This is a genomic window from Streptomyces sp. NPDC059718, assembly GCF_042733315.1.
Lineage (GTDB): Bacteria > Actinomycetota > Actinomycetes > Streptomycetales > Streptomycetaceae > Actinacidiphila.
Genome location: NZ_JBHWGA010000016.1, coordinates 61295 through 85184, shown reverse-complemented (window position 1 = coordinate 85184; position 23890 = coordinate 61295). Strand labels below are relative to the sequence as shown.

Here is a 23890-nt window from a genome sequence, read left to right as displayed (position 1 = left end):
GCCCGCCTACAACACCTACCACCCCCCCCCCCACCCCCGCGCCGCCCCCCGGCCCAGGGCCGTGCGCCGGGGGCGCGGGCCGCCCCCCCCCACGCCGAGTTCCCACGGCAGGCCGTACCGCTGGAACATGTCGGCCCGCAGCCGCTGCAGCGGCATCGCCGCGCCCGGGATCAACTGCGCGAACACCCCACCCATGAGCAGGGCCCGCAGCATCCGGTAGTCCTCCTCTGGGTCCGCCGAGCCCCACGCCCGTACGGCGCCCAGCAGCAACTCGGCCAGGCGCTGCCGCTCCTCGCACTCGCTGAACCCGGACGCCTGGAGGATGCCGGCCATGTGCGCGCGCATGACGACGGGATGGTGCACGGGCAGCGCCAGGACGGCGTCGATCGCCCGGGCCAGCACCTCGCGGCCGTCGGCGGGCCCGGGTTCCCGCTCCAGCGCCGCGGCCAGCTCGGTGTGCATCAGCCGGTGGGCCGCCGCCTGCAGCAGCAGCCGCTTGCCGGGGAAGTAGTACGACACCAGACCGCGCGCCGAACCCGCGCGGTCGGCGATGTCCCCGAGCGTCGTGGCCTCGAACCCGCGTTCCTCCACCAGTTCGACCGTCGCCTGCAGCAGACGTTCCCGTGAACGCCGGCGCATCGCTTCATTGACCGACGGTCGCCGAGGGGACATGCTTTACTCCTGCGTTGACTGGCTCAGAGCCAATATACTCAGAGCCGACCGTGCGTGAGTGGCATGCTCATGCGGGTCACGGGGGTGAGGTGCACGTACCCGGCGGCGCGGGGGACCGCCGGGTACCGCACTTCCGCGCCGCCCGGCCCGGCGCCCTCACACCACCGTCACGCGGTCAGGTCCAGCACCGGCAGCAACCCCGACGGCCGCTGCTCCACCGGCAGGGGGTCCACCAGGTGCACCGCGCAGCCCAGCGCCGCCGCCCCGCCGTCCGCACGCCGGTCGTCCCCGACCATCGCGACGCGCTCCGGCGGCAGCCCCAGCCCCTCGCACGCGATGCGGAACAGCCGTGGGTCCGGCTTCTGGACGCCGTGCTCGAAGCTCAGGACGAAGACGTCCACCAGCCCTTCCAGACCGTGCGCGCGGAACACCGGCCGCAGGTCCCACCCGATGTTGCTCACCACCGCCACCGGCACGCCCCGGCGCCGCAACTCCCCGAGCACCCCCATCGCGTCCGGGTACGGTGACCAGGCGTCGGGCTCCATGTGCCGGTCGTACAGGGCTCCGTAGGCCTCCTCCCACGGCAGCTCCACCTCCCGCGCCAGCGCGGTGAACGCCGCGCGGTGGTGCTCCGCCGACAGGTCCCGCTCTTGCCACAGCCGCTCCAGCCGTGCCGGCACCCGCTCCGGCGGCGCGCCGCCCGGAAGCCCGCCGGCCCGCTCCAGGCGCTCCGCGTACGCCGTCAGCTCCGCCTCGCCGAGCGTGATCCCCAGCCGCTCCAGCACCGTGCCCAGCCAGCGCCGGGTGGGCTCGGCCCGCAGCAGGGTCCCGGAGAAGTCGAACATGTATCCCTTGATGGTCATGCCCGCCATCCTCCCCGCCCCGGCTTCCCGGTCAACACCGGAACCCGGTGTCGGCCGGGCCCGGTCAGGAGGCGTCGAACCAGGGCTTCCCGGCCGCCCAGTGCCCGACCCAGCCGGCGAACCCCGCGTCGAACGGGCAGGCGCCCTCGCCGGTGATGTTCCACACCCTGCCGCGCTGCGGACCGGTGACGACGAGGTGCCAGTACATGCCGCAGCCGTCCGTGCCGAGCACGATCGAGCCGTGGTCGAACACCTGGGCGCGCAGCGGCGCGAGTTCCTCCTCGAGCCGGTCCTCGTCCTCCCAGATCCACGCCGACGTCAGGGGGAAGGGGCGGCCGAGGTCGCGTCCGGCCGGGTCGTCGCCCCAGTCGTCCGGCAACTCCTCCAGGCCGACGAGCCCGAAGTCGGGAGGCCCCTGGAAGGAGCCGTCGGTGATCTCGGCGACGAACGTCCGGTAGGGCTCGGGCAATACCACCCCGTGCCGCGCCTCGAAGGCGTGGACGGCCTCCCAGCCGAGCGCCGACGCACCGCCGTCGTCGACGTCGAAGGCCGCGCGGAGCGCGGCGAGGTCCTCGGGGGAGGCGTGTTCGGTGTCCATGCCGCACATGGATACCAGCCGGTAGCGACAGCGCGGCAGGGCAGCCGCCCGGGTGCCTCGATCTCCCCCGAACCCGCACAACTCCCGGCCACGACCGGCGGGGTCCGCGTCGCCACCGTCCGTCCGGGCGGCACCCGCCACCCGGGCCGGCCGCAGGGCGCCTCACGAGGACGTACGGTCCCGCTCCACGGCGCCCGTGCGCCACGGTTCGCAGAGCGCTGCCGTACCGGTGAGGACGGCCGCCGCGAGCAGCCAGCCGCCCAGGACGTCGGAGGGCCAGTGGACGCCGAGGTAGACGCGGGTGAAGCCGACGCCGACGACGGACACAAAGGCGACGGCGCAGGCGGCCACGCACCACGGGGAGCGGGCCGGCAGGCGGAGCAGCAGCAGCCACAACAGGGCGCCGCAGACGAGCGCGGCGGTCATGGCGTGGCCGGAGGGGAACGCCGCGTAGGCCGCCGAGTCGACGGGGTCCGGCCAGCGCGGGCGTTCCCGGCCGACGAGGGCCTTGGCGGACTGCTGGAGGACCCAGCCCAGGGTGCCGGCCAGCACCAGCCACAGGGCCTGGCGGTTCTCGCGCCGCACGAGCAGCCACACCACGGCGGCGAGCAGCAGCAGACGCATCGTCAGCGGATCCCAGACCCAGTCGGTGAGGACGCGGTTGAGCCGGGTCCAGCCGGAGTGCCGCACCGCGACGGCGTGCAGTTCTACGGCGATGCCGCGGTCGGCGGCCAGCAACGGCCCCCAGCGCGCCACGACGAGCCCGAGCAGCAGCAGGAAGGCGGCGCAGGCCGCCGCGCACTGGCTCAGGCACGCGGTGCGCAGGGCACGGTCGGGGTCCCGGACGTCGGACGGTGCGGGAGGGGCGTGCATGCAGCCGAGGCTACGTGAGCGCCCCGATTCCGGGGCCGAAGGCCACGAGCAACGGCACGACCGGGATCAGCAGCGCGCACGCGGACGCGCGGGCGCGGCCGAGGCGGGTGAGCCGCGGCGCGGGGTCCAGCAGCCGGTTGACGCGGACCGGGACCTGCGCGTCCGGTGCCGGGCAGGGGCCGAAAACGCCGCGGTCCTCGTTCAGTTCGACCAGGGCCAGGGCGGTGGTGAGCCGCCCGAAGCGGCGTGAGGCGATGTCGTCGGCGGCGAGTTCGACGAGCCGGTGCACCTGGTCACGGAACGCGGCGAAGACCGGCACCTGCGGGAAGCCCGAGGCCAGCGCGCCGGCGCTGTGCAGGAGGACGTCGTGCCGGGCCCGCGCGTGGCCCTGCTCGTGGGCGAGGACGGAGTCGAGCTGACGTCCCTTCAGGCGACGCAGGGCAGCCGTGGTGATGACCAGTTGCGGCCGCGGGCCGGTCAGCCACCAGGCGTCCGGGCGGTCGCTCTCCAGGACGACCAGCCGCTCGTCGGAGGCGGCCGCCTCACCGGGCAGCCGCGGCGAGCGGGCCCGCAGTTCGGCGCGGCGCGCCCGCTGCCGGGCGCCGGCCCTGCGGATCTCCCGGGCGAGCATGGCCGCCGTCCAGATGCCGCCGCAGGCCAGCAGGACCGCCAGATAACCCGCCCACGGCCCGTAACCGGGCAGCTCGTACGCGTCGACGACGTCATGGGGCGCGAAGGCGAACAGTCCCTCGCGCAGCCAGGTCCACGTGGCGGAGGCGCTGAGGGCCATGGCCAGGAACAGGCACAGCAGGACCGCGCCGATCACGCACTGCCACACCCACAGGGCCAGCACCGGTTCCCGCTCGGGCCAGGCGGCGCGGGTGAGCAGGCGTGGGGCCATGGCGGCCGCCACCGCACCGAGCAGGAGCAGCGCGAGCGGGACGGTCATGCCGCCACACTATGAGGGCGTCACCGCACACGGGTACGTTCTTCGAGGGGAAAGTGACGCGCCTCACTGCCGTCAGAGCGTCAGGAGCATGGCGAACATCCCTATCGCCATGGACACGCGGCACGCCGAGGCCAGTTCGGGCGCGTGCGCCACCGGCACGACGCCTCCGGCCGGAGCCGCACCGGCCGCCGTGACGGTGACGGGCACCGAGAGCAGTCGGACGCCCGCCGCCAGGACGTATATCGCGAAGTACGCCAGCAGCAGCCCGGTCGTCGCGGGCGTGCCCGCGGGCGCGTGACCGGCGTGGGCCGCGCCGCCGGCGGCACCCGCGGCGCCCGCCCCGGCCATGGCCACCGCCATGTAGACCATCGCCCCCGCGCCGACGGCATGGTGCAGATGGTGCGCGTCGTGCCGGGCCAGCAGCAGCGCGCGCACCGCCGCCGCGCCGAAGACCAGACCGAAGGCCGCGGCGACCCACTGCGGCGGATCGAGGACGGACACCGGCACCGCCATCACGGCCATGCCCATCCCCATCAGCGCCTCCGCACGCGCCACCCGACGCTGGTCGGGCCCGGTGCCGGGGCAGCCGCGCCGGGTGCGGAACAGGCAGTACGCCCCCGTGGCGGCGCCCAGCACCACGAGCAGCCAGGCCACCAGCGGCGGTCCGTGCATGAGCGGCCTCCTTCGGCTCCTTCCCGGAGGATGCCCGGACCCGGCGGCGCACACTCCAGCGCACGGGGGTACCGGGGGAGCGCGGCCGGGCCGCCCGCGGCCTCAGCTGCGGGCCCGCTGGGTGACCGCCACGCAGACGAGGACCGCCAGCGCCGCGGGTGCGGTCAGCGCGCCCAGGTCCTCGCCGAGCAGCGCGGCCGCCCAGACCAGCGTCAGCAACGGCTGGGCCAGCTGCAACTGGCTGGCGCGCGCGACGCCGATGGCGGCCATGCCCCGGTACCAGACCATCAGCCCGAGGAACTGGGACACCACCGAGACCCAGAGCAGCCCGGCCACCGCCCGGCCGCCGAGGTGCACCGGCTCGAGCGCGAGCGCCACCCCCGCCGCCGGCACCGTCAGGGGCAGCGCTCCGACCAGCGCCCACCCGATGACCTGCCAGCCCGGCATGACCGAGGCCAGCCGTCCGCCCTCGACGTAACCGGCCGCGCAGACCAGCAGCGACGCGAAGAGGAAGAGGTCACCCGTGGTCAGGGAGCCGCCGCCCTGCCACAGGGCGAAGCACACCACGACCGCCCCGCCCGCGACCGCGGCCGACCAGAAGGGCACCGACGGACGTGTCCCGACGCGTACGGCGGCCAGCACGGCGGTGACCAGCGGCAGCGCGCCCACGACGACGGCGGCGTGCGAGGTGTCGGTGGTGCGCAGCGCCAGGGTGGTCAGCAGGGGGAAACCGAGGACGACACCGAGCGCCACGACCGCGAGCGCCGCCCAGTGGCGGCGGTCGGGCAGCGGAGCCCGCGCGGCGGCCAGGCAGGCCCCCGCCACGGCCGCGGCCAGCACACCCCGGACGGTGGTGGCGGACCAGGGGCCGAGCCCTGTGAGCGCCCAGTGTGTCGCGGGAAAGGTCAGCGAGAAGGCGGCGACGCCCAGCCCGGCGAGGGCGGTGCCACCCGTACGGCTCCCGACCGCTATCGACGGGACGGCGGTAGCGCTATTGTGTGCTGTCATGACCAACGGTAGCAGTTCGGGAAATGTTGGGGACACCCTGAGAGATGAGCTCCACCGCTACTCGCCCGGCGAGAAGCTGCCGTCGAGCCGTGTCCTCGTCGAGCGCTTCGGCGTCAGCCCGGTCACGGTCTCCCGGGCATTGGCCGCGCTCGCCGCCGAGGGCCTGGTCGTCACCCGCCCCGGCGCGGGCGCCTACCGTGCCCAGCGCGTCGCCGACGGCCCGCGTCCGGTCGACACCTCCTGGCAGCAGGTCGCCCTCACCGTCGAGGAGCACGGCGAATCCACGCCCAGGGTCGTCGACGCCTCCGGCGTGACCGCCAGCCTCGCCGTCCCGCCGCCCGGGGTGATCGCCTTCAACGGCGGCTATCTGCACCCCTCGCTCCAGCCCGAGCAGGCGCTCGGGGCCGCGCTCGCCCGCGCCGCCCGCCGCCCCGGCGCCTGGGAGATGCCACCGCTGGAGGGACTGACCGCGCTACGGGCCTGGTTCGCACGCGAGGTCGGCGGCCCCGGCGGCACCCTCGGCCCCGCCAACGTCCTGGTCACCGCGGGCGGCCAGGCCGCGCTCACCACCGCGCTGCGCGCGCTCGCCCCGCCCGGCTCGCCGGTACTGGTCGAGTCGCCGACGTACCCGGGCGCCATGGCCGTCGCCCGCGCGGCCGGGCTGCGTCCCGTCCCCGTCCCCATGGACGACGACGGCGTGCGCCCGGACCTGCTCGCCGACGCCTTCGCCGCCACCGGCGCCCGGGTCTTCTTCTGCCAGCCGCTCTTCCAGAACCCCACCGGCGCCGTCCTCGCCGCCGACCGCCGCCGGCGGATCACCGAGATCGCCCACGCCGCCGGGGCCTTCCTCGTCGAGGACGACTTCGCCCGGCGCCTCGGCCACGGCGCCGAACCGCCGCCGCCCCTGGTCGTGGACGACCCCTACGGCACCGTCGTCCACGTCACCTCGCTGACCAAGCCCACCTCGCCCAGCCTGCGCGTCGGCGCCCTCGTCGCCCGCGGCCCGGTCATGGAGCGGCTGCGCGCCATCCAGATCGTCGACAGCTTCTTCGTGCCGCGCCCCCTGCAGGAGGCCACCCTCGAACTCGTCGGCGCCCCCGCCTGGCCCCGCCATCTGCGCGCCGTCTCCGCGGGCCTGCGCGACCGCCGTGACGCGATGCTCGCCGCCCTCCACCGCGAACTGCCGGTCCTGGTGTCCCGCGTCCGCGTCCCGGTCGGCGGCTACCAGCTCTGGCTGCGGCTCCCGGACGGCACGGACGAGTCCGCCCTCGCCGCCGCCTCGCTGCGCGCCGGCACCGCCGTCGCTCCCGGCCGCCCCTACTTCGCCGCCGAGGCCCCGGCCCCGTACGTCCGCCTCAGCTTCGCCGACACCAGCGGCACCGAGGAGATCGCCGAGGGCGTCCGCCGGTTCGCCGCGGCCTGCGCCGAGACCGGCGTCGACGGGGCGGGCACGGACGGGGTGGCCCGATGACCGGCACGGACGTCCCCGCACCGGCGGCACCCCTGTCCGGCGTGCTGATCGCCGACTTCGGGCGCGTCCTGGCCGCGCCCTACGCCACGATGATGCTGGCCGACCTCGGTGCCGACGTCGTCAAGGTCGAGCACCCGGACACCGGCGACGACACCCGGGCCTGGGGGCCGCCCCACGCGTACGGGGAGTCCACCTACTTCCTGTCCGTCAACCGCAACAAGCGCTCGGTCGCGCTCGACCTGCGCGACGCCACGGACCGCCGGCGGGCCGCGGAACTGGTGCGCCGCGCCGACGTCCTGTTCGAGAACTTCCGCCCCGGCACCATGGACAAGTACGGCCTCGGCCACGACGCGGCCCGGTCCCTCAACCCCGGTGTCGTCTACTGCTCCGTCACCGGCTTCGGCACCGGCGAAGGCGCGGCCCTGCCCGGTTACGACCTGCTGGTCCAGGCGGTCGGCGGCCTCATGAGCGTCACCGGGCCCGGCCCCGGGGAGCCGGTCAAGGCCGGGGTGGCCCTCGTCGACGTGCTCACCGGGTTGCACGCGGCGATCGGCGTGCTGGCCGCACTGCGCCACCGGGACGCGACCGGCGAGGGACAGCACGTCGAGGTCAACCTGCTCTCCTGCCTGCTGTCCAGCCTGGTCAACCAGGCGGGCGGCTACACCCTCGCGGGAGTCGTGCCGGGCATCCTGGGCAACCGCCACCCCTCCATCGCGCCGTACGAGGTCTTCCACGCCGCGGACCGCCCCCTGGCCGTCGCCGTCGGCAACGACCGGCAGTTCGCGGCGCTGTGCGAGGGCCTGGACGCACCGGAGCTCGCCCGCGACCCCCGTTACGCCTCCAACGCCGACCGCGTCGCCCACGCCGGTGAACTCGCCGAGCGGCTCGGCCGGTCGCTGCGCGGGCGCACCGCGGCCGAGTGGTTCGACCGCCTGACGCCGCTGGGGGTGCCCTGCGGTCCGGTCAACGACCTGGCCCAGGCCTTCGGCCTCGCCGAACGGCTCGGGCTCGCCCCGCGCGCCACGCTCCACGGTGACGGACCCGCCCTGGACGTCACGGCGAACCCGATCGGCCTCTCCCGCACCCCGCCCCGCTACGACCGACGCCCACCCCGCCTGGGCGAGCACACCGACGACATCACGGCCTGGCTCGACTCGTGACCGCGGAGCCCTACGCCCGGTAGCGCAGAGGGTGGTCCGCGGGGACCTCCACCACGCAGATCCGTACCGCGTCCGGATCTTCGATCCACATCTCGATCAGCCCCCAGGGCTCCTTCACGGGCTCCCGCACGATCCGGACCCCGCGCCCGGCGAACCGGCGGTGGCACTGCGCCACGTCCTCGACCTGGAGCCACAGCTGGAGCCCGGGGGCGGGCGGCCCGTCGGCGTGCCCCGAGACCTCCAGGAAGCCCCCGCCCAGGAAGAACACGGTGCCGCGCTCCTCCCACGGCCCGAACTCGCGGTAGACCGCCAGTCCCAGGTCGTCGCGGTAGAAGGCGCGGGACCTGTCGAGATCGGTCGGCCGGAGCAGGATCCTGCTGCTCAGTACGTTCGTCACGGCCCGAAGCTACCCACGCGCCGCCGCGAAAACCGGCTGACACGGCGCCCCCGCTTCCGCGAGGCTGCCCCGCATGGACCACGGCCCCGGCGCGATCGCCCCGCTCTTCAGGACCTGCACCCGCTGCGGCGCCGAGGCCGGCTGCCACGCCGGCGTGGTCGTCATCGACGGCGTGGCGCACTGGAGCGTGGAGGGCGCCTGCGAGGCGTGCGGGTCCGTCGAGGCGGAGTGCGGCCGCGACGATGTCCCCGCGTACGTCAGTGCCGCCCTGGTCGCCGCACACGGCGAGGTGGTGCTGCGCGCCGAGCCGCTCCCCGGCGCCGCGGGCGCGCGTGCGCTCAAGACGGTGCGGGAGGTGTTCGGCGTGCCGCTCGCCGAGGTCCGCGGCCGGTTGCGCGCGCTCGCCGGGGAGGGCGAGCGGGGAACGGAGCCGGAGACGGCGCTGCTGGCCGCCCGTCTGAGGGAGGGCGGGTTCGCCGTCACGTTGGAGGCCGGGGAACCGCCCACGGGCGAGGAGCGCTTCGTGGCCACCGCGCCCGGGCGTCGGTGGCCCGCCAACCCGGCCGCCCAAGGCCACCCCGTCCGCACCGCAGCGCCCGCCCGCGTCGGCCGCGGCAGGGGCCGTCAGGTGCTTCTCGTCCCGGGGAGCCTGCCCGGGGAACTGCGCGAGCCGCTCGCCGACTACCTTGCGGGGGGCCGGATCCTCGTCATCGCCGGGAGCCCCGCTCCGGATCCGCTCTCCGAGGGGCCGCATGAGTACGTCCGCCTCGGGCGGGCCACCGACGGCACCTGGACGTGGGACCTGGCCTGGGAGCAGTGGGTGCGCCGGCGCGGGTGCGCGCCGCCCGAGGAGTTCGTGCGGCACGTACGGGCCAGGGGTTTCGTGCCGCCTCCGGACACGACCGGCTAGCCTCGGGACGAGCCGCCGCCGCAGAGAGGACACCCCCGCCATGGAGACCGCGCAGCCCGTCGCCCGTCCCGTCTTCCGCACCGCAACCCGTGAGGACGTCCCCGCCCTCGTCGCGCTGATCGAGTCGGCGTACCGCGGCGAGGCCAGCCGTACCGGGTGGACGACGGAGGCGGACCTGCTCGAGGGCCAGCGCACCGATCCCGAGGGCGTGGCGGCCGTCATCGACGGCGAGCGCAGCCTGATCCTCGCGGTCGAGGCGGACGGCGTCGTCGTGGCCTGCTGCCAGCTGGAGAACCGCGACGGGCACGCCTACTTCGGGATGTTCGCCGTGCGCCCGGCCCTGCAGGGCGGCGGTCTGGGCAAGGTGGTCCTCGCCGAGGCGGAGCGGCGGGCCCGCGAGGAGTGGGCGGCGGACGAGATGCACATGACGGTGATCACGCAGCGCGAGGACCTGATCGCCTGGTACGTGCGCCGCGGCTACGCGCGGACCGGCCGCACCAGCCCCTTCCCGTACGGCGACGCGCGGTTCGGGCTGCCCACGCGCGACGACCTCGCCTTCGAGCTGCTGGTCAAGCAGCTCGGCTGACGGCCGCCTCAGAGCCGCCCGGCCTCGACGATCCGCGACAGGAAACGCCGGGTGCGCTCGTGCGCGGGCGCGCCGAAGACGTCGGCGGGCGTGCCGCGTTCGAGCACCACGCCGCCGTCGAGGAAGCACACCTGGTCGGCGACCTCGCGGGCGAAGCCCATCTCGTGGGTGGCGATGAGCATGGTCATGCCGTCCTCTTTGAGGTCCCGGACGACGCCCAGCACCTCGCCGACCAGTTCGGGGTCGAGCGCCGCGGTGATCTCGTCGAGCAGCAGCAGCCGGGGCCTGACCGCCAGCGCCCGGACGATCGCCACCCGCTGCTGCTGCCCGCCGCTGAGCCGGTCCGGGTACTCACGCGCCTTGCCGTCGAGACCGAGGCGGCCGAGCAATTCGTGGGCCCGCGCCTCGGCGTCGCGGCGGGGGGCGCCGTGCACGCGGCGCGGTGCCAGGGTGATGTTGTCCAGCACCGTCATGTGCGGGAAGAGGTTGTACGCCTGGAAGACCACGCCGATGCGCCGCCGGACCGCGTCCGGGTCGGCCCGTGGGTGGGTGATCTCCTCGCCGTCCAGGAAGATCGCGCCGTCGTCGACCTCCTCCAGGAGGTTGGCGCAGCGCAGCAGCGTGGACTTCCCCGAGCCGGAAGCGCCGATCAGGGCGGTGACCGTGTGCTGCGGGACCTCCAGATCCACGTCCCGCAGCACGAGGGAGCCGCCGAAGCCCTTGCGGACCGACTCCAGCCGCAGGACGGGTGCCTCGGTCATACGGTGCCTCCCTGCGACTGGCGCCGGTTCATGCGCGCGGTGACCCAGTCGGTGAACCGGGTCATGGGGATGGTGAGGGCCACGAAGACCAGCCCGGCCACGACGTAGGGCGTGTAGTTGAAGGTCTGGCTGGTGATGATCTGCGCCGCGTAGACGGCGTCGATCACCCCCGCGATGGAGACCAGGCCGGTGTCCTTCTGCAAGGACACCAGGTCGTTCAGGAGCGGTGGCACGACACGCCGCACGGCCTGCGGCAGGACCACGTGCCGGAGGGTCTGCGCACCGCTCAGCCCCAGCGAGCGGGCGGCGGCGCGCTGGCTCGGGTGGACGCTCTCGATGCCCGCCCGGAAGACCTCGGCCACGTAGGCGGAGTAGGTGAGCACCAGACCCGCGCCGCCCAGCACGACCGGGTTCGTGGGCACCCCCTGCAGGCGCAGCGCCGGGACTCCGTAGATCACCGCCAGCAGGCAGATGATCAGCGGCAGGCCGCGGAAGAAGTCGACGTACGCGACCGCCAGAGCCCGGAGCGGGAAGAACACCGGACCGCGCAGCGTCCGGACCACGGCCAGCAGCAGGCCGAGGACCAGCACGATCGCGCCGCAGATCACCAGCAGCCGCAGGTTGAGGAGCAGGCCGTCGAGGACCTTGGGCAGGGCGAGGCGCGCGTAGTGGCCGCTGAGGAAGGTCTCCCGGACCCGTGGCCAGCCGGGGGAGCCCGTGATGCCCAGGTAGAGCACCGCCACTGTGACCAGGGTGCTCGTCGCGGCGATCGCCGTCGCGCGGCGCGTGCGGGCCCGCCGGTGGCGCTCCCGCTCCAGGCGCCGCTGCGACGGCGTGTACGCGTCCTTGTGCAGTTCCTCGCCGAGCGTCACTTGAGCACCGGTGCGCCGACCGCGTCGGACAGCCACTGCTGCTCCAGCTTCGCGAGCGTGCCGTCCGCCCGCAGGGCGTCGACGGCTTCGGTGACGCAGGCGGTGAGCGGGCTGCCCTTGTCCAGGACGAGGCCGAACTGCTCCTGTGCGCCGGCGGTGGTCGCGAACTGCCCGACGACCTTGGCGTCGTCCAGTTCCGCGGAGGTGATGTAGAAGGCGGTGGGCAGGTCGACGACGATGGCGTCCACCTGGCCGTTCTTGAGGGCGGCGACGGCGAGGTCGTTCTTCTGGTAGACGGCCGCGGTGCGCTCCGGCTTGATCTCGTCGTTGATGAGGTCGAGGCTCGTCGTGCCGACCTGGGCGCCCAGCTTGACCTTCTTCAGGGCGGCGACGTCCGTGGCGTTCGCGGCCGGGGAGTCCTTCAGGGCGACGACGGCCTGGCGCACGTCGTAGTAGCCGGAGGAGAAGTCCACGGCCTTCTTGCGGTCAGCGGTGACGGAGACCTGGTTGATGTCGAAGTCGAAGGCCTTGGCGCCGGGGGCGAAGGCGTTGTTGAAGGCGACCGTCCGCCAGGTGACGGCGCCCTTGCCGTAGCCCAGCCGCTTCGCCACCGCGTAGGCGACCGCGGACTCGTACCCCTTGCCGTTGGCCGGCTTGTTGTCCTGGAACCAGGGGGCGTAGGCGGGGTTGTCGGTGCCGATCGTCAGGACCTCCGCGGTACGGGTGTCCAGCTTGCCCGGTGCGCAGGACGCCCCGGCCGAGGCCGGGGCGGAGCCTGCGGGCGACGAGGGGCCGCGGGAGGCGGAGTCCTCCTGCGGGGCGCACGCCGCCGCGGTGAGGCCGAGGACGAGGACCGCCGCGGCGGAGGTGAGGCGCGCGGGAACCCGGAGGGCGAATGCGGTACGCATGGCGGGACATTGGCACCGCCGGGCGCCGGATGTCCACGACATCGTGGCCGGATCCCGCATGCCGGACGGTTGTGTCGGGCGTGTTGCGGGGCGGGCGGGTCACCAGTCGGTGAGGCCGCCCTCGACCGCGCGCTTGACGGCCGGCATGTCGGTGACGACGCCGTCGAGGCCGAGGGCCCGTGCCAGCGCGAGGTCGGCGGGGGTGTTCACGGTCCAGGCGATCACCGAGATCCCCGCGCGGTGGCACTCCTGCACCAGCGCCAGGCTGATCCGCCGCAGGCTCAGGCTGACGAGCTTCGCGCCGACCGCCTGGGCCCGGGTGACGATCTCCGCGCCCATGGGGCCCTGGGCGACCAGCACGGTGCGCACGTCGGGCAGGCACTCGCGGATCTCGGCGAGCGCCTCGTCGTGGAAGGACAGCACGTCGACGCGCTCGACCAGGTCGCGCTCGCGCATCACCTCGGCCAGTACGCGGGCCGCCGCGACGTCCTTGATCTCGGCCTGGATCGGCTTGCCGACCGCGTCCAGGACCTCTTCGAACACCGGGATCCGCTCACCGCCGCCCGCGTCCAGCTCGCGCAACTCGTCCAGGGTGAGGTCGCCGATCGGCCCGGAGCCGTCCGTGGTGCGGTCGACCTTCACGTCGTGCATGACGATCAGGGCGCCGTCCTTGCTGAGGTGCAGGTCGAGCTCGATCTGGTCCATGTCCTCGCGCTCGGCGCGGACGAAGGAGCGGAGGGTGTTCTCGGGCTCGACGCCCATGACACCGCGATGGCCGACGGTGAGAAAACTCAAGGGGGATCGCTTCCGTGCTGGGTGCTGCGGGTGATCGACGGGACGCTCGCAGCCTAGCGGCCCCTTGCGGCACAGGGCCGAACGCGGGATGAACGGCGCGGCAGCCCGCAGGAAGATCCACGGTCCGGGGCCCTTCCCGCGGAAAAATCTCCTCCGCCTCCACTTGAACGGGAGAAGCTGCCGTATATACGGTGAGCCGACAAGAGGTTCTTCAGCGAAGGAGGGGTCATGACGGAAATTCTGTCGCCGGCAGCGGCATCGATAGACAGCGCAGCCACCAGCGAGACCGGTGTGTCCGGCGGCGGCATTGTCCGGCATCCGGCGTGGGCGGTCCTGAAGCAGGCGGTGGAGGAGATCCGTCCCTGGCAGAGCAAGGACGGCTCGGTCGACTTCTCCACGGAGGGTGCGCCCGGGCGCACCGCCGTCGAGAGCGCCCTGGACCGGGTGGTCCGCGCCGTCGAGGACCTCTCCCCGCTCGTGCCGCACGACAAGGCCTACCACGAGGCCCTGGTCGTGGACCTGCGCCGCTGGGCCGAGGGCGGCTTCGCGGTGCCGGACTTCCTCGACTCGCTGCTGGCCTTCCACCCCGCGGCCGACCGCCAGGACGGCCTGGAGCACCTCGTGGTGTTCCCGATGTACACGCAGAACGGCAACCCGGACCGCAACCTGGAGGCCGTCGCGCTGCGCGTCGTCTGGCCGCAGTGGCTGTCCGAGCTGGAGCGCACCCGCTACGACAACCCCCTCTTCGTGCCGATCACCTTCGAGGACTTCACCCCCGGGTACGACACGAACTCCGCGGTGCTCTTCCCCGAGACCGTCGCCGTCCGCGAGGCGCCCGAGCGCTTCACCTGGGGCGGCATCTTCTGCGACCGCGAGGCCGCCCGCTTCCGCGCCGTGAGCCACGCCGCCGTGGACACCCTCGGTCTCGCGCTCCCCGAGGACGCCGAGGAACTGCTGGCGGACCAGGACCTCAGCCAGCAGACCTTCACGCTGTGGGACATGATCCACGACCGCACGCACAGCCACGGCGACCTGCCCTTCGACCCCTTCATGATCAAGCAGCGGCAGCCGTTCTGGATGTACGGCCTGGAGGAGCTGCGCTGCGACCTCACGACCTTCAAGGAGGCCGTGAAGCTGGAGGGCGAGGGCCACGGCATGGGCCGCTACGTCCAGTACGCGATCCTCTTCGACCGCCTCTTCCGCTTCCCGGTCACCGGCGACCGCGTCCGCAACTACGACGGCCTCGGCGGCCAGCTGCTCTTCGCGTACCTGCACAAGCACGACGCCGTACGCTGGACGGACAACAAGCTCCACATCGACTGGCAGCGCGCCCCGCAGGTGACCAACCAGCTGTGCGCCGAGATCGAGAAGCTCTACCGGGACGGCATCGACCGCCCCAAGCTCGTGCACTGGTTCGCCGCCTACGACCTCGTCGCCGACTACCTCTCACCGCACCCCGGTTCGGTCTGGGCCAAGGGCCCGGAGGCCCTGGACCTCGACCAGCCGCCGCGGAAGCTCGTGGACGACGTGCTGCCGGACGAATTTCCGCTCAGCATGTTCTACGAGGCCCTGGCCAAGAAGCTGCGTGATGTGATCGCCTCGACCAAGGGCATCACGGCCCGCGGCACGGGTCAGGTGGCCGCGTGACCGATCCAGGCGAGGAGGCGGCGGAGATGACGGAAGCCAACGAGGCGGCCAGGGGACCCCTGGCCGGAGCCGTGATCGCGGTGGCGGGGGCCGGCGGCCCCGCCGGACGCGCGACGCTGCAGCGGCTGGCCCGTGCCGGCGCCTGGGTCATCGCCGCGGACGCCAACCCGGAGCGGCTCGCCGAGGCCGTGGACCTGGCCCGCTTCGACGCGGGCGGCGCCGGGATCACCGGGGACATCGTCGACCTCCTCGACCTGGACGCCACCCGCGAGTGGGCGGGCCGGATCGAGAAGGAGCACGGCCGGATCGACGGCATGGTCCACCTGGTCGGCGGCTGGCGCGGATCGGCCTCCTTCCAGGAGACCGACCTCGCGGACTGGGACTTCCTGGAGAAGCTCCTCATCCGCACCGTCCAGAACACCTCGCTCGCCTTCCACGACGGGCTGCTCTCCAGCCCCTTCGGGCGCTACGTGCTGATCAGCGCCGCCGGGGCCACCCAGCCCACCGCGGGCAACGCCGCGTACGCCGCGGCCAAGGCCGCGGCCGAGGCGTGGACGCTGGCCATGGGAGACTCCTTCCGCAAGCTCGCGGGCGAGCACGCCCCGAGCGCCGCGGCCACCGTGCTGGTGATCAAGGCCCTGGTGCACGAGCAGATGCGCAAGGAGCGCCCGAACGCCAAGTTCGCGGGCTTCACCGATGTGACCGATTTGGCCGACGCCATCGCCGACGTGTGGAACCGGCCCGCCGAGGAAGTGAACGGAACCCGCCAGTGGCTGACACCCCGCCCGTGACCGCACCCCCGACCGACGCGGTCCGGCACCACGACCCCCGGGTCCGGGGCTTCGCCAGCGACAACTACGCGGGCGTCCACCCCGAGGTGCTGGCGGCGATCGCGCTCGCCAACGGCGGCCACCAGGCCGCCTACGGCGAGGACGACTACACCGCCCATCTGCAAGAGGTCTTCCGCGGCCACTTCGGCCCGCGGGCCGAGGCCTTCCCGGTCTTCAACGGCACCGGCGCCAACGTCGTGGCCCTGCAGGCGCTGACCGAGCGCTGGGGCGCGGTCGTCTGCGCCGCCTCCGCCCACATCAACGTGGACGAGGGCGGCGCCCCGGAGCGGATGGGCGGCCTGAAGCTGCTCACCGTGCCCACCCCGGACGGCAAGCTCACCCCCGAGCTGATCGACCGGGAGGCCTGGGGCTTCGACGACGAGCACCGCGCGCAGCCGCAGGTCGTCTCGATCACGCAGTCCACCGAGCTGGGCACCTGCTACACGCCCGAGGAGATCCGCGCGATCTGCGACCACGCCCACGAACGGGGCCTCGCCGTCCACCTCGACGGCTCGCGGATCGCCAACGCCGCGGCCACCCTCGGGGTGCCGCTGCGGGAGTTCACCACCGACGCGGGCGTGGACGTCCTCTCCTTCGGCGGCACCAAGAACGGGCTGTTGCTGGGCGAGTGCGTCGTGGTGCTGAACCCGGAGCGGGTGCGGGCGATGAAGCACCTGCGGAAGCTGTCCATGCAGCTCGCCTCCAAGATGCGCTTCGTCTCGGTGCAGTTCGAGGCGCTGCTCGCCGGTGACCTGTGGCTGCGCAGCGCCGGTCACGCCAACGCGATGGCCCGGCGCCTGGAGTCGGCCGTCCGCGCCGTCGAGGGCGTCACCGTCGTCCGCCCCGTCCAGGCCAACGCGGTCTTCGCGCGGCTGCCGCGTGAGGTCAGCGAACGGCTGCAGAAGCGCTACCGCTTCTACTTCTGGGACGAGTCGACCGGTGAGGTCCGCTGGATGTGCTCGTTCGACACCACGGAGGATGACGTGGATTCCTTCGCGGCGGCGCTGGCCGAGGAAATGGCCGCCCATTCCGCCTGAACCCGAAAAGCCAGAGGGGCGTACGGGATTTCCCGTACGCCCCTCTGCGCGTTCTTTCCGTGCCCCTCGTGGGGGCACCGGATCACGCGTTGACGCAGGCGTTGCCGAGCGCGGGGTTGAGCAGCGCGATGATGTCGACGGTGTTGCCGCACAGGTTGATCGGCACGCTGACCGGGATCCGGATGACGTTGCCGCTGGCGACACCTGGCGACACCGGGCGAGCCGGCGACAGCGGTCAGGGCCGCGGCCTTCGCGATGCGCCTCATTCGTTCTCCTGGTGGACGATCGTTCGCTGGACCCCGATCAACGACCCCTGAGGGCACCGGATGTGGGAATCCAGCCGTTCGGCCCTTGCGTCAACCGGGCAAACGTCAACGACTCGTACGGAGAGGTGATCCCGGTCTCGTAGAGCAGACCGACCGTGCCGTCGGCGAGTTCGACGAGGTCGGAGTAGGCCGCGGGACGTTCGCCGATGGGGGGTTCGGACGTCCACGAGGCGCCCTGGTCCCCGCTGACGCGGAGGGTCATCCTTCGGCGTTTCGCGGGGTCGGCCGGGCCCGAGTACAGCAGCGTCCCGTCCTGGGTGCGCAGTACGCTGCCCTGCACTTCGGGACCCTCCAGGGCGCCCTGCGGCCGGAAGATGCCGTCGATGCTGAGCCCGCCGTCGGAGCTGTAGGCGTCGGCACGGGTGGGGGCGGAGAACCCGCGGTCGTCACGGCTGTTGACGTAGATCCGGCCGCCGGGGAGTTCGGCCATCGTGCTCTCGTTGAGGTTCAGCCAGTCGCCGGGGAGCGCCTGGACGAAGCCGATGTGCCAGTCCTGGCCGCCGTTGTCGCTGTAGAGCGCGTGGGCGCCGTGCACCGTCACGCCGGCCAGGACGGACGTGTGGTTGGCGGGCACCAGCAGGCGTCCGGCGTGCGGGCCGCTCCTCAGGGCGATGGCGTGCCCCGGACCCGTCGCGTACCAGCGCCAGTTGGCGGGTTTGACCTCGGAGGTGATGTCGCGGGGCGGGGACCAGGCCAGGCCGCCCGAGTCGCTGTGCAGTTCGTAGACGAGCCGTTCCGGGCCGGTGTCGCGGCAGATCAGCAGCACGACGCGCCCGGTGCGGGGATCCACCACCGGGGCGGGGTTGCCGAAGGTCTCGGTACCGGCGTCCGCGATCATCTGGAGCGGCTCCCAGGTGCAGCCGTCGTCGTAGGAGCGCCGGAGCACGACGTCGATGTCACCGTCGTCCGCCCCGGAGTTGCGGCGCCCCTCGGCGAAGGCGAGGACGGTGGTCCCGCCGATGCGTACGACCGCCGGGATGCGGAAGGTGTGGTACCCCTGCGTCCCGGACCGGAAGGGCACCGACGTCGCGCAGGCGGCCGGGAGCGGTGTGGCCGCCTCGCCCGCGGACGCCTGCCACCCGGCGGCCCCGGTGATCAGCAGGGCGAGGCCGGCCAGCGTGCGTCTGCCCCTGGCGGCGGCGAGTGTCATCGGGCGATTCCTCCGGGCGGCGTGCGGTCGGCCAGCGGCGCCACATTCTCACCGGTCGGCCCGAGTCGCCGTATGACACTCCGTTCGATGTTTTTCCGGTAGTTCAATATGAGGAATTAGGCCGAAACGGCGGCGGATATGCTTGACGGTTTACCGGGTCCCGCCATTGTCTGTGTCAGAGGTGTCGACCAATGAACATGCCCGGATCCTTTCGGGGGCGCTGGTCGAAAAGCCCGCGTGGAGCGATAGTTGTGCACCTGTCGTCCATGCCCATGACAGGGGGACACCCGCCATGACCCGACCGACCCCACGTCGTACGGTGCTGGCCGCCGCCATCGCGGCGGCAGCCGCTGCGACGACCGCCCCGCGGGCCTTGGCCGCGTCCGGCGCGGACGACTGCGACCTGGCCGACGACGTGGTGGGCACGCCGGGCGCCCACGACGACGACGCGGCCGCCGTGGACTACCGGGCCTGGACGCGATGGGCCGACTGGCACCGCGGACGGGGCTCCGGCACCGGTGTCGTGCCCGGTCCGCGCCCCGGCGTGGCGATCCTGCGGCCCACCGGCACGATGGAGTACACCGACCCGCACACCCGGATCACCGCCACGTGGGAGACCGCCACCTGGACCTCCCCCGAGCACACCCCGCGGCACCCGGCGACCGAGATCGTCGCCTCCTGGAACGCCCGCACGCCGCCCGGCACCTGGATCCAGGTCGAGCTGGGCGCCACGTACACCGACGGCAGCCGGTCCCCCTGGTACGTGATGGGCCGCTGGGCCTCCGGCGACGCCGACATCAAGCGCACCTCCGTCGACGACCAGAGCGACGGCAGGAGCAGCGTCTGGACCGACACCCTCTCCCTCGACGACCCCGCCTCGGGCCTGCGGCTCGCCTCGTACCGCCTGCGGCTCACCCTGCTGCGCACCCCCGGCTCCCGGGTCACCCCCACCGTCTGGCGGCTCGGCGCCATGGCCTCCGACGTCCCGGACCGCTTCACGGTGCCGGCGTCCGTGCCGGGCGTGGGAAGGGGGGTCGAACTGCCCGTGCCGCGCTACTCGCAGGAGATCCACAAGGGGCAGTACCCGCAGTACGACAACGGCGGCGAGGCCTGGTGCAGCCCGACGGGCTCCCAGATGGTCATCGAGTACTGGGGCCGCAAGCCGGCCGCCGCCGACCTGGCCTGGGTCGACCCGTCCTACGCGGACCCCCAGGTCGACCACGCCGCCCGCTACACCTACGACAACCAGTACGAGGGCTGCGGCAACTGGCCGTTCAACGCGGCCTACGCGGCCACGTACCACGACATGGTCGGCGTCATCACCCGGCTGCGCGGCCTGAACGACATCGAACTGCTGATCAGGGCCGGCATCCCGGTGATAACGTCCCAGTCCTTCCTCGCCGGTGAACTCGACGGCGCGGGGTACGGGACCTCCGGGCACCTGATGTGCGTCATCGGCTTCACCGCCGACGGCGACGTCATCGCCAACGACCCCGCGAGCCCCGACGACGCCTCGGTGCGCCGGGTCTACAAGCGGTCCCAGTTCGAGACCATCTGGCTCAGGACGAAGCGCTACACCGCCGACGGGCAGCTGCGCAGCGGCACGGGCGGCGTCTGCTACCTGTACTGGCCCCTGCGGCCCTCGGGCCGCCAGGCCCGGGCACTGCAGCGGATCGGGGTGCTCTAGATCCCGGCGGCTGCGGTCAGCCGCCGGAGGCCACGGGTGCGAGCGGGCGCAGCGAGAAGCTGACGCTCGGGACGGGCAGCAGGCTCGGTAGGTAGGTCGGGTAGGTCGGGTGGTACGAAGGGAAAGCCGTCCGCCAGTCCTGGGCCGGCTGGTAGCCGGTCGCGCCGGGTAGGCCCGGGCCGCACTCCAGGCTGCCGTTGACGACGTGACAGGGCGTCCCGCCGGGCGACGGCGTCGTGTCGTCGCCGCCGCCGGCGATCGCCACGACGATCCCGACGAGAGCGGCGGCGCCGACCGTCACGAGCCCCACGCGGGTCTGGTGCTTCCTCTGCTGCTCCGCGTCCGGGTCCACCACGGTCGTGAACCGCCATCCCTGGAACGACGGCTCCTTCGCGCCGCCCGGCTCCTCCGCCAGCCACGGATGCGCCGGATCGGGGGGCCCCGAGCGGTCGGGGTCCACGTCCAGGAGCGTGAGGTGGAGCCGCAGCCGGTCGAGTTGGGGCGGCTCGGAGAGCGCCTCCGTGACGAGCACGCGCAGCCCGTCGTCGGCCAGGCCGTCGCACACCAGGCGGGTGCTCCCGCCCCACAGCGGGACCCAGGCGGCCCGCCCCTCCCGGAGCAAGGTGTGGCCCACCAGCGCGTGCAGCGCCTGCGCCAGCTCCTCGCCGGTGCCGTCGAACTCCCGGGCCAGTGCGCCCGGTCCGGCGTCGGCGAGCAGGTGCAGCACGGTGTCCAGCCCGGGGAGCCGCTCCCCGGTCGCGCGCGACGCGGCACGCAGGAGGTCCCAGGCACGTGTGCCCGCCACACGGTTGGCGGAGAGCTCGATCCAGCGCTCCCAGGGGACGGTCGTGCGGCTGTGGGCCGGCGGACCGCGCAGTTCCTCGAGCACACGTCCCACGTCCTCGGGGAGCAGCCGGAGCGCGCCGCTCCCGTCGTCCTCCCCGGGCGGGACGTCGAGTTCCCGGAGACGGCGCAGCCTGAGACCGAGCGGCGGGTGCGAGTCGCGCCGGCGCGAGCGGATGCGGTCGTCGTCCACCGGTACGCGCCGGACGCCCAGCTCGCCGAGGAGCGAACGGAACGCCAGGTAGGGGTTGTCGGGGTGCATCCCCACCAGGGCGGCCGGATCGAGCCATTCCCGCTGGAACCTCCGCCACGCCACCGCGGTGCCGTGCGTCGCGCGCAGCGCCGACGCCGTCACCTCGCGCCCGGCCAGGCGCGCGGCCGTGCGGTCCGCCTCGAGCTCCTGCCGGCGCCGTACCGCGAAGGTGAGCCACCGGAAGACCAGCGCGTACAGCCGTACGGAGCCGCGCACCACGAGGTGCGGGACGGAGAACCACCTCGTCCCGGTGTTCCACTGGCCGAGGGTCGTGGCCAGGGCGGCGTCGCACCGGTACGCGACGGCCCCGAAGCGCGTGTGGCGGTGGGAGAAGTGGCCGAACTCGTGGGCCAGCACGGCCCTCAGCTCCGCGTGGGTGAGGCTCGCCAGCAGGGGCAGGCCCAGGTGGAGCCGGCGCTGCCCGGACAGCAGGCCCAGCGCGGCCCCGTCCTCGGACACGGACGCGTTGACGTCCCCGGTCAGCAGCAGCACGTCCGGCGGGCGCGCCCCGACCCGCCAGGCGATGCCGGTGGCCAGCTCCCACAGCGCGGGAGCCTCTTCGCGGGACACCGGTACCGCGTCCGCCCGCAGCGGCGCCGCCCGGGTGATCGCGCCCAGCCCCTGGACGATGCTCAGCAGCAGCGGGACGGCGGCCGCCGCGACGATGACACCGCGCATGGCGAGGTCGGCGTGACCGTCCCGGGCCGCGAGCAGGAAGAGACCGAGCAGACCCAGCACGCCGAGCCCGAGCCCGCCGATCAGCACGACCAGACCCGCCAGCAGCACGATCGCCAACAGCGCCCGTAACGACGCCCACACCGCGCTCATCGGTCACCCCCTCCGCGTCCCCCGTGTCCCTCGATGATGCCCGCTCGCGGACGGCGTGGACCACTTGTCCACAGGCCCCTCAGCCCACCGGTACGCGCGCGTAGCGGCCCACCACGCACAGGTCGTCGCCGATGCGCGCGGCGGCCTCGAGGAGCGGGGGCAGCAGTTCCGAGCGCGACTGCTCCACGGAGCGGCGGCTGGCGTGCATGGAGACGTTGACCGCGGCCACCACCCGGCCGCCGCGGTCGCGGACGGGGACGGCGATGGACCGCAGGCCCTCCTCCAGTTCCTCGCTGACCAGGGCGTGCCCCTCGGCGGCGACCTCGTCGAGTACGCGGGCCAGACGCGGTGCGTCGGTGACGGTGTGCCGGGTCAGCCGTGTGAAGCCGGTGCGCGCGAGGTGTGCCGCGCGTTCCCGGGCGGGCAGCCCCGCCAGCAGGACGCGGCCCATCGCGGTGGCGTAGGCGGGAAAGCGGGTGCCGACCGTGATGTTGACGCTCATGATGCGGACGGTGGGCACGCGCGCCACGTACTGGATGTGCTCGCCGGACAGCACCGCCATCGACGCGGAGTCGTGCACCGCCCCGACCAGTTCGATCAGATGGGGCCGGGCGATCTCGGGGAGCGTCAGCCGCGACAGGTGGGCGCAGCCCAGCTCCAGCACGTGCGGGGTGAGCCGGAAGAGGCGGCCCTCGGAGGCGACGTAGCCCAGGTGCTCCAGGGTGATGAGGGAGCGCCGCGCGGTGGCCCGGGCCAGCCCGGTGGCCTCGGCGACGGCGGTGAGGGGGAGTTCGGCCCGGCCCCCGCCGAAGGCGGTGAGCACGGCGAGCCCGCGGGCCAGGGACTCCACGAACTCCGGCCCGAGCTCCTGCTTGGAGGCCCGCGTCCAGGCGGCGGGCGAGGGCGACGCGTCGGCGGGGGAGGGGGCGGGGGCGTCGCCGGGTCGCGAGAGGGCGTCCTCCATGGCCGCGACCGTCTCCCGCAGCCGGGGCAGCACGGCCTCGCGCAGCGACTCGGCGCTGTGCCTGCTGGTGTGGCTGACCACGCTCACCGCGCACACCGGCTTCCCGGCGGTGTCCCGTACGGGCACGGCGACGGCGATCAGTCCCGGCTCGATCAGCTGGTCGTCCGCCGACCAGCCGTGGGTACGCGCGGCGGCGACCCGCTCCGGGAAGGAGGCGGCGGCGTCCCCGTGGCCGCGGGGCAGCGCGGGGAAACCGGTGTCCAGCGGGTCCGCCGCGCGGCGGTGGCGCCAGCGCCCCCATCCGGCGTCGTCCCAGTCGCCGGCGAAGACCGCCCCGGGGGCGCCGCGCTCGGCCGGCAGCTGGTCGCCGATGCGGAAGGTCAGGGACATCGCGCGGCGACGGGTCGCCTGGTGGACGAAGCGGACCCCGTCGCCGTCCGGCACGGCGATGGACACCGACTCGTCCAGGCCGTCGGCGAGGGCGTCGGCGAGCGGTCCCAGCAGGTCGGGGAAGCGGCTGGCGGCGAGGTAGGCGTTGCCGAGTTCCATCAGCCGGGGGGCGAGGACGGCGTCCCGGCCCTCGACCCGCAGGTAGCCGGTACGGACGAGCGTGCTGACCACCCGGTCCACCGTGGACCGCGCCAGGCCGGTGGCCCGCACGAGGTCGCCGACCGAGCGCCGGCCGTCGGCCGCGGCCAGCTCGCGCAGCACCGCCAGTCCCCGGACGAGGGGGCCGACGGCCTCCTGCGGCGGGGGAGCGGTCGCGGTGGTCAGCGGTGTCATCAGCACTCCAGCGTGGCGGAACGTCGTCGAAACCGTACCGCCCCGGA

General features: G+C 73.8%; 23 protein-coding genes and 1 pseudogene. 8 read left to right on the top strand and 16 right to left on the bottom strand.

Features of this window, described 5'->3' with window-relative positions; translation table 11 throughout:
- Positions 1 to 15: 15 nt before the first annotated feature.
- From ACFV3E_RS19660 to ACFV3E_RS19630, 7 genes are all read right to left on the bottom strand, one after another.
- Positions 16 to 672, bottom strand: coding sequence for a TetR/AcrR family transcriptional regulator (locus ACFV3E_RS19660; RefSeq protein WP_500535762.1), 657 nt, complete (start codon positions 670 to 672; stop codon positions 16 to 18).
- 167 nt (positions 673 to 839) lie between these two features.
- On the bottom strand, positions 840 to 1535 hold the full coding sequence (locus tag ACFV3E_RS19655) for an HAD family hydrolase (RefSeq protein WP_500535761.1): 696 nt from the start codon (positions 1533 to 1535) through the stop codon (positions 840 to 842).
- A 64-nt stretch (positions 1536 to 1599) separates the two neighbouring features.
- The gene (locus ACFV3E_RS19650) at positions 1600 to 2133 is read right to left on the bottom strand and encodes an SMI1/KNR4 family protein (protein WP_500535760.1); all 534 of its coding nucleotides are present in this window, start codon (positions 2131 to 2133) and stop codon (positions 1600 to 1602) included.
- A 162-nt stretch (positions 2134 to 2295) separates the two neighbouring features.
- The gene (locus ACFV3E_RS19645) at positions 2296 to 3006 is read right to left on the bottom strand and encodes a phosphatase PAP2 family protein (RefSeq protein ID WP_500535759.1); all 711 of its coding nucleotides are present in this window, start codon (positions 3004 to 3006) and stop codon (positions 2296 to 2298) included.
- A 10-nt stretch (positions 3007 to 3016) separates the two neighbouring features.
- Positions 3017 to 3955 (bottom strand): M56 family metallopeptidase, encoded by a 939-nt coding sequence (locus ACFV3E_RS19640; protein WP_500535758.1) that lies wholly within the window; start codon positions 3953 to 3955, stop codon positions 3017 to 3019.
- Between the two features lie 72 nt (positions 3956 to 4027).
- Positions 4028 to 4627, bottom strand: a complete 600-nt coding sequence (locus ACFV3E_RS19635; RefSeq protein ID WP_500535757.1) for a DUF5134 domain-containing protein — start codon at positions 4625 to 4627, stop codon at positions 4028 to 4030.
- Positions 4628 to 4729: 102 nt separating this feature from the next.
- On the bottom strand, positions 4730 to 5635 hold the full coding sequence (locus tag ACFV3E_RS19630) for a DMT family transporter (RefSeq protein ID WP_500535756.1): 906 nt from the start codon (positions 5633 to 5635) through the stop codon (positions 4730 to 4732).
- On the opposite strand from ACFV3E_RS19630, the gene ACFV3E_RS19625 reads away from it, so the two are divergent.
- Positions 5634 to 7106, top strand: a complete 1473-nt coding sequence (locus ACFV3E_RS19625) for an aminotransferase-like domain-containing protein (protein WP_500535755.1) — start codon at positions 5634 to 5636, stop codon at positions 7104 to 7106. The two genes, ACFV3E_RS19630 and ACFV3E_RS19625, sit on opposite strands and share 2 nt — an antisense overlap.
- Entirely contained in the window at positions 7103 to 8266 is a 1164-nt protein-coding gene (locus tag ACFV3E_RS19620) for a CaiB/BaiF CoA transferase family protein (protein WP_500535754.1), read from the top strand. The genes ACFV3E_RS19625 and ACFV3E_RS19620 overlap by 4 nt, the downstream gene beginning before the upstream one ends.
- Positions 8267 to 8276: 10 nt before the next feature.
- Here ACFV3E_RS19620 and ACFV3E_RS19615 read toward each other — a convergent pair whose 3' ends face one another.
- On the bottom strand, positions 8277 to 8663 hold the full coding sequence (locus ACFV3E_RS19615; RefSeq protein WP_500363694.1) for a VOC family protein: 387 nt from the start codon (positions 8661 to 8663) through the stop codon (positions 8277 to 8279).
- A gap of 73 nt (positions 8664 to 8736) precedes the next feature.
- Here ACFV3E_RS19615 and ACFV3E_RS19610 point away from each other — a divergent pair, with 73 nt between their 5' ends.
- On the top strand, positions 8737 to 9573 hold the full coding sequence (locus ACFV3E_RS19610; RefSeq protein WP_500535753.1) for a hypothetical protein: 837 nt from the start codon (positions 8737 to 8739) through the stop codon (positions 9571 to 9573).
- Positions 9574 to 9613: 40 nt separating this feature from the next.
- Entirely contained in the window at positions 9614 to 10159 is a 546-nt protein-coding gene (locus ACFV3E_RS19605; protein ID WP_500363691.1) for a GNAT family N-acetyltransferase, read from the top strand.
- An 8-nt stretch (positions 10160 to 10167) separates the two neighbouring features.
- Here the strand turns inward: ACFV3E_RS19605 and ACFV3E_RS19600 are convergent, their stop codons facing one another.
- The 4 genes from ACFV3E_RS19600 to ACFV3E_RS19585 all read right to left on the bottom strand — a co-directional run bounded on the left by ACFV3E_RS19600 (position 10168) and on the right by ACFV3E_RS19585 (position 13495).
- On the bottom strand, positions 10168 to 10920 hold the full coding sequence (locus tag ACFV3E_RS19600) for an amino acid ABC transporter ATP-binding protein (protein WP_500535752.1): 753 nt from the start codon (positions 10918 to 10920) through the stop codon (positions 10168 to 10170).
- The gene (locus ACFV3E_RS19595) at positions 10917 to 11792 is read right to left on the bottom strand and encodes an amino acid ABC transporter permease (protein ID WP_500535751.1); all 876 of its coding nucleotides are present in this window, start codon (positions 11790 to 11792) and stop codon (positions 10917 to 10919) included. Before ACFV3E_RS19595 ends, ACFV3E_RS19600 begins: the two co-directional genes overlap by 4 nt.
- Positions 11789 to 12700, bottom strand: coding sequence for an ABC transporter substrate-binding protein (locus ACFV3E_RS19590; RefSeq protein WP_500535750.1), 912 nt, complete (start codon positions 12698 to 12700; stop codon positions 11789 to 11791). Before ACFV3E_RS19590 ends, ACFV3E_RS19595 begins: the two co-directional genes overlap by 4 nt.
- A gap of 99 nt (positions 12701 to 12799) precedes the next feature.
- Positions 12800 to 13495, bottom strand: a complete 696-nt coding sequence (locus tag ACFV3E_RS19585; protein WP_500535749.1) for a glycerophosphodiester phosphodiesterase — start codon at positions 13493 to 13495, stop codon at positions 12800 to 12802.
- 228 nt (positions 13496 to 13723) lie between these two features.
- Between ACFV3E_RS19585 and ACFV3E_RS19580 the strand changes: the two genes are divergently transcribed.
- Genes ACFV3E_RS19580 through ACFV3E_RS19570 form a run of 3 tightly spaced genes read left to right on the top strand, consistent with a single transcriptional unit; the run spans position 13724 to position 17009 of the window.
- Positions 13724 to 15142, top strand: coding sequence for a DUF6421 family protein (locus tag ACFV3E_RS19580; RefSeq protein ID WP_500535748.1), 1419 nt, complete (start codon positions 13724 to 13726; stop codon positions 15140 to 15142).
- Between the two features lie 26 nt (positions 15143 to 15168).
- Entirely contained in the window at positions 15169 to 15933 is a 765-nt protein-coding gene (locus ACFV3E_RS19575) for an SDR family oxidoreductase (RefSeq protein ID WP_500372573.1), read from the top strand.
- Complete coding sequence (locus tag ACFV3E_RS19570; RefSeq protein ID WP_500535747.1) at positions 15912 to 17009, top strand: threonine aldolase family protein; 1098 nt, start codon at positions 15912 to 15914, stop codon at positions 17007 to 17009. Before ACFV3E_RS19575 ends, ACFV3E_RS19570 begins: the two co-directional genes overlap by 22 nt.
- An 82-nt stretch (positions 17010 to 17091) precedes the next feature.
- Here ACFV3E_RS19570 and ACFV3E_RS19565 read toward each other — a convergent pair.
- Both ACFV3E_RS19565 and ACFV3E_RS19560 read right to left on the bottom strand, forming a co-directional pair.
- Positions 17092 to 17220: pseudogene (locus ACFV3E_RS19565) on the bottom strand (chaplin); the annotation flags it as partial.
- Positions 17221 to 17312: 92 nt separating this feature from the next.
- Positions 17313 to 18485, bottom strand: a complete 1173-nt coding sequence (locus ACFV3E_RS19560) for a sialidase family protein (RefSeq protein ID WP_500535746.1) — start codon at positions 18483 to 18485, stop codon at positions 17313 to 17315.
- Between the two features lie 292 nt (positions 18486 to 18777).
- Here ACFV3E_RS19560 and ACFV3E_RS19555 point away from each other — a divergent pair, with 292 nt between their 5' ends.
- The gene (locus ACFV3E_RS19555) at positions 18778 to 20172 is read left to right on the top strand and encodes a C39 family peptidase (RefSeq protein WP_500535745.1); all 1395 of its coding nucleotides are present in this window, start codon (positions 18778 to 18780) and stop codon (positions 20170 to 20172) included.
- A 16-nt stretch (positions 20173 to 20188) separates the two neighbouring features.
- Here ACFV3E_RS19555 and ACFV3E_RS19550 read toward each other — a convergent pair whose 3' ends face one another.
- Together ACFV3E_RS19550 and ACFV3E_RS19545 are read right to left on the bottom strand one after the other, a co-directional pair.
- On the bottom strand, positions 20189 to 22096 hold the full coding sequence (locus tag ACFV3E_RS19550; RefSeq protein WP_500535744.1) for a M48 family metallopeptidase: 1908 nt from the start codon (positions 22094 to 22096) through the stop codon (positions 20189 to 20191).
- Positions 22097 to 22175: 79 nt separating this feature from the next.
- The gene (locus ACFV3E_RS19545; protein WP_500535743.1) at positions 22176 to 23843 is read right to left on the bottom strand and encodes an IclR family transcriptional regulator domain-containing protein; all 1668 of its coding nucleotides are present in this window, start codon (positions 23841 to 23843) and stop codon (positions 22176 to 22178) included.
- Positions 23844 to 23890 lie beyond the last annotated feature (47 nt).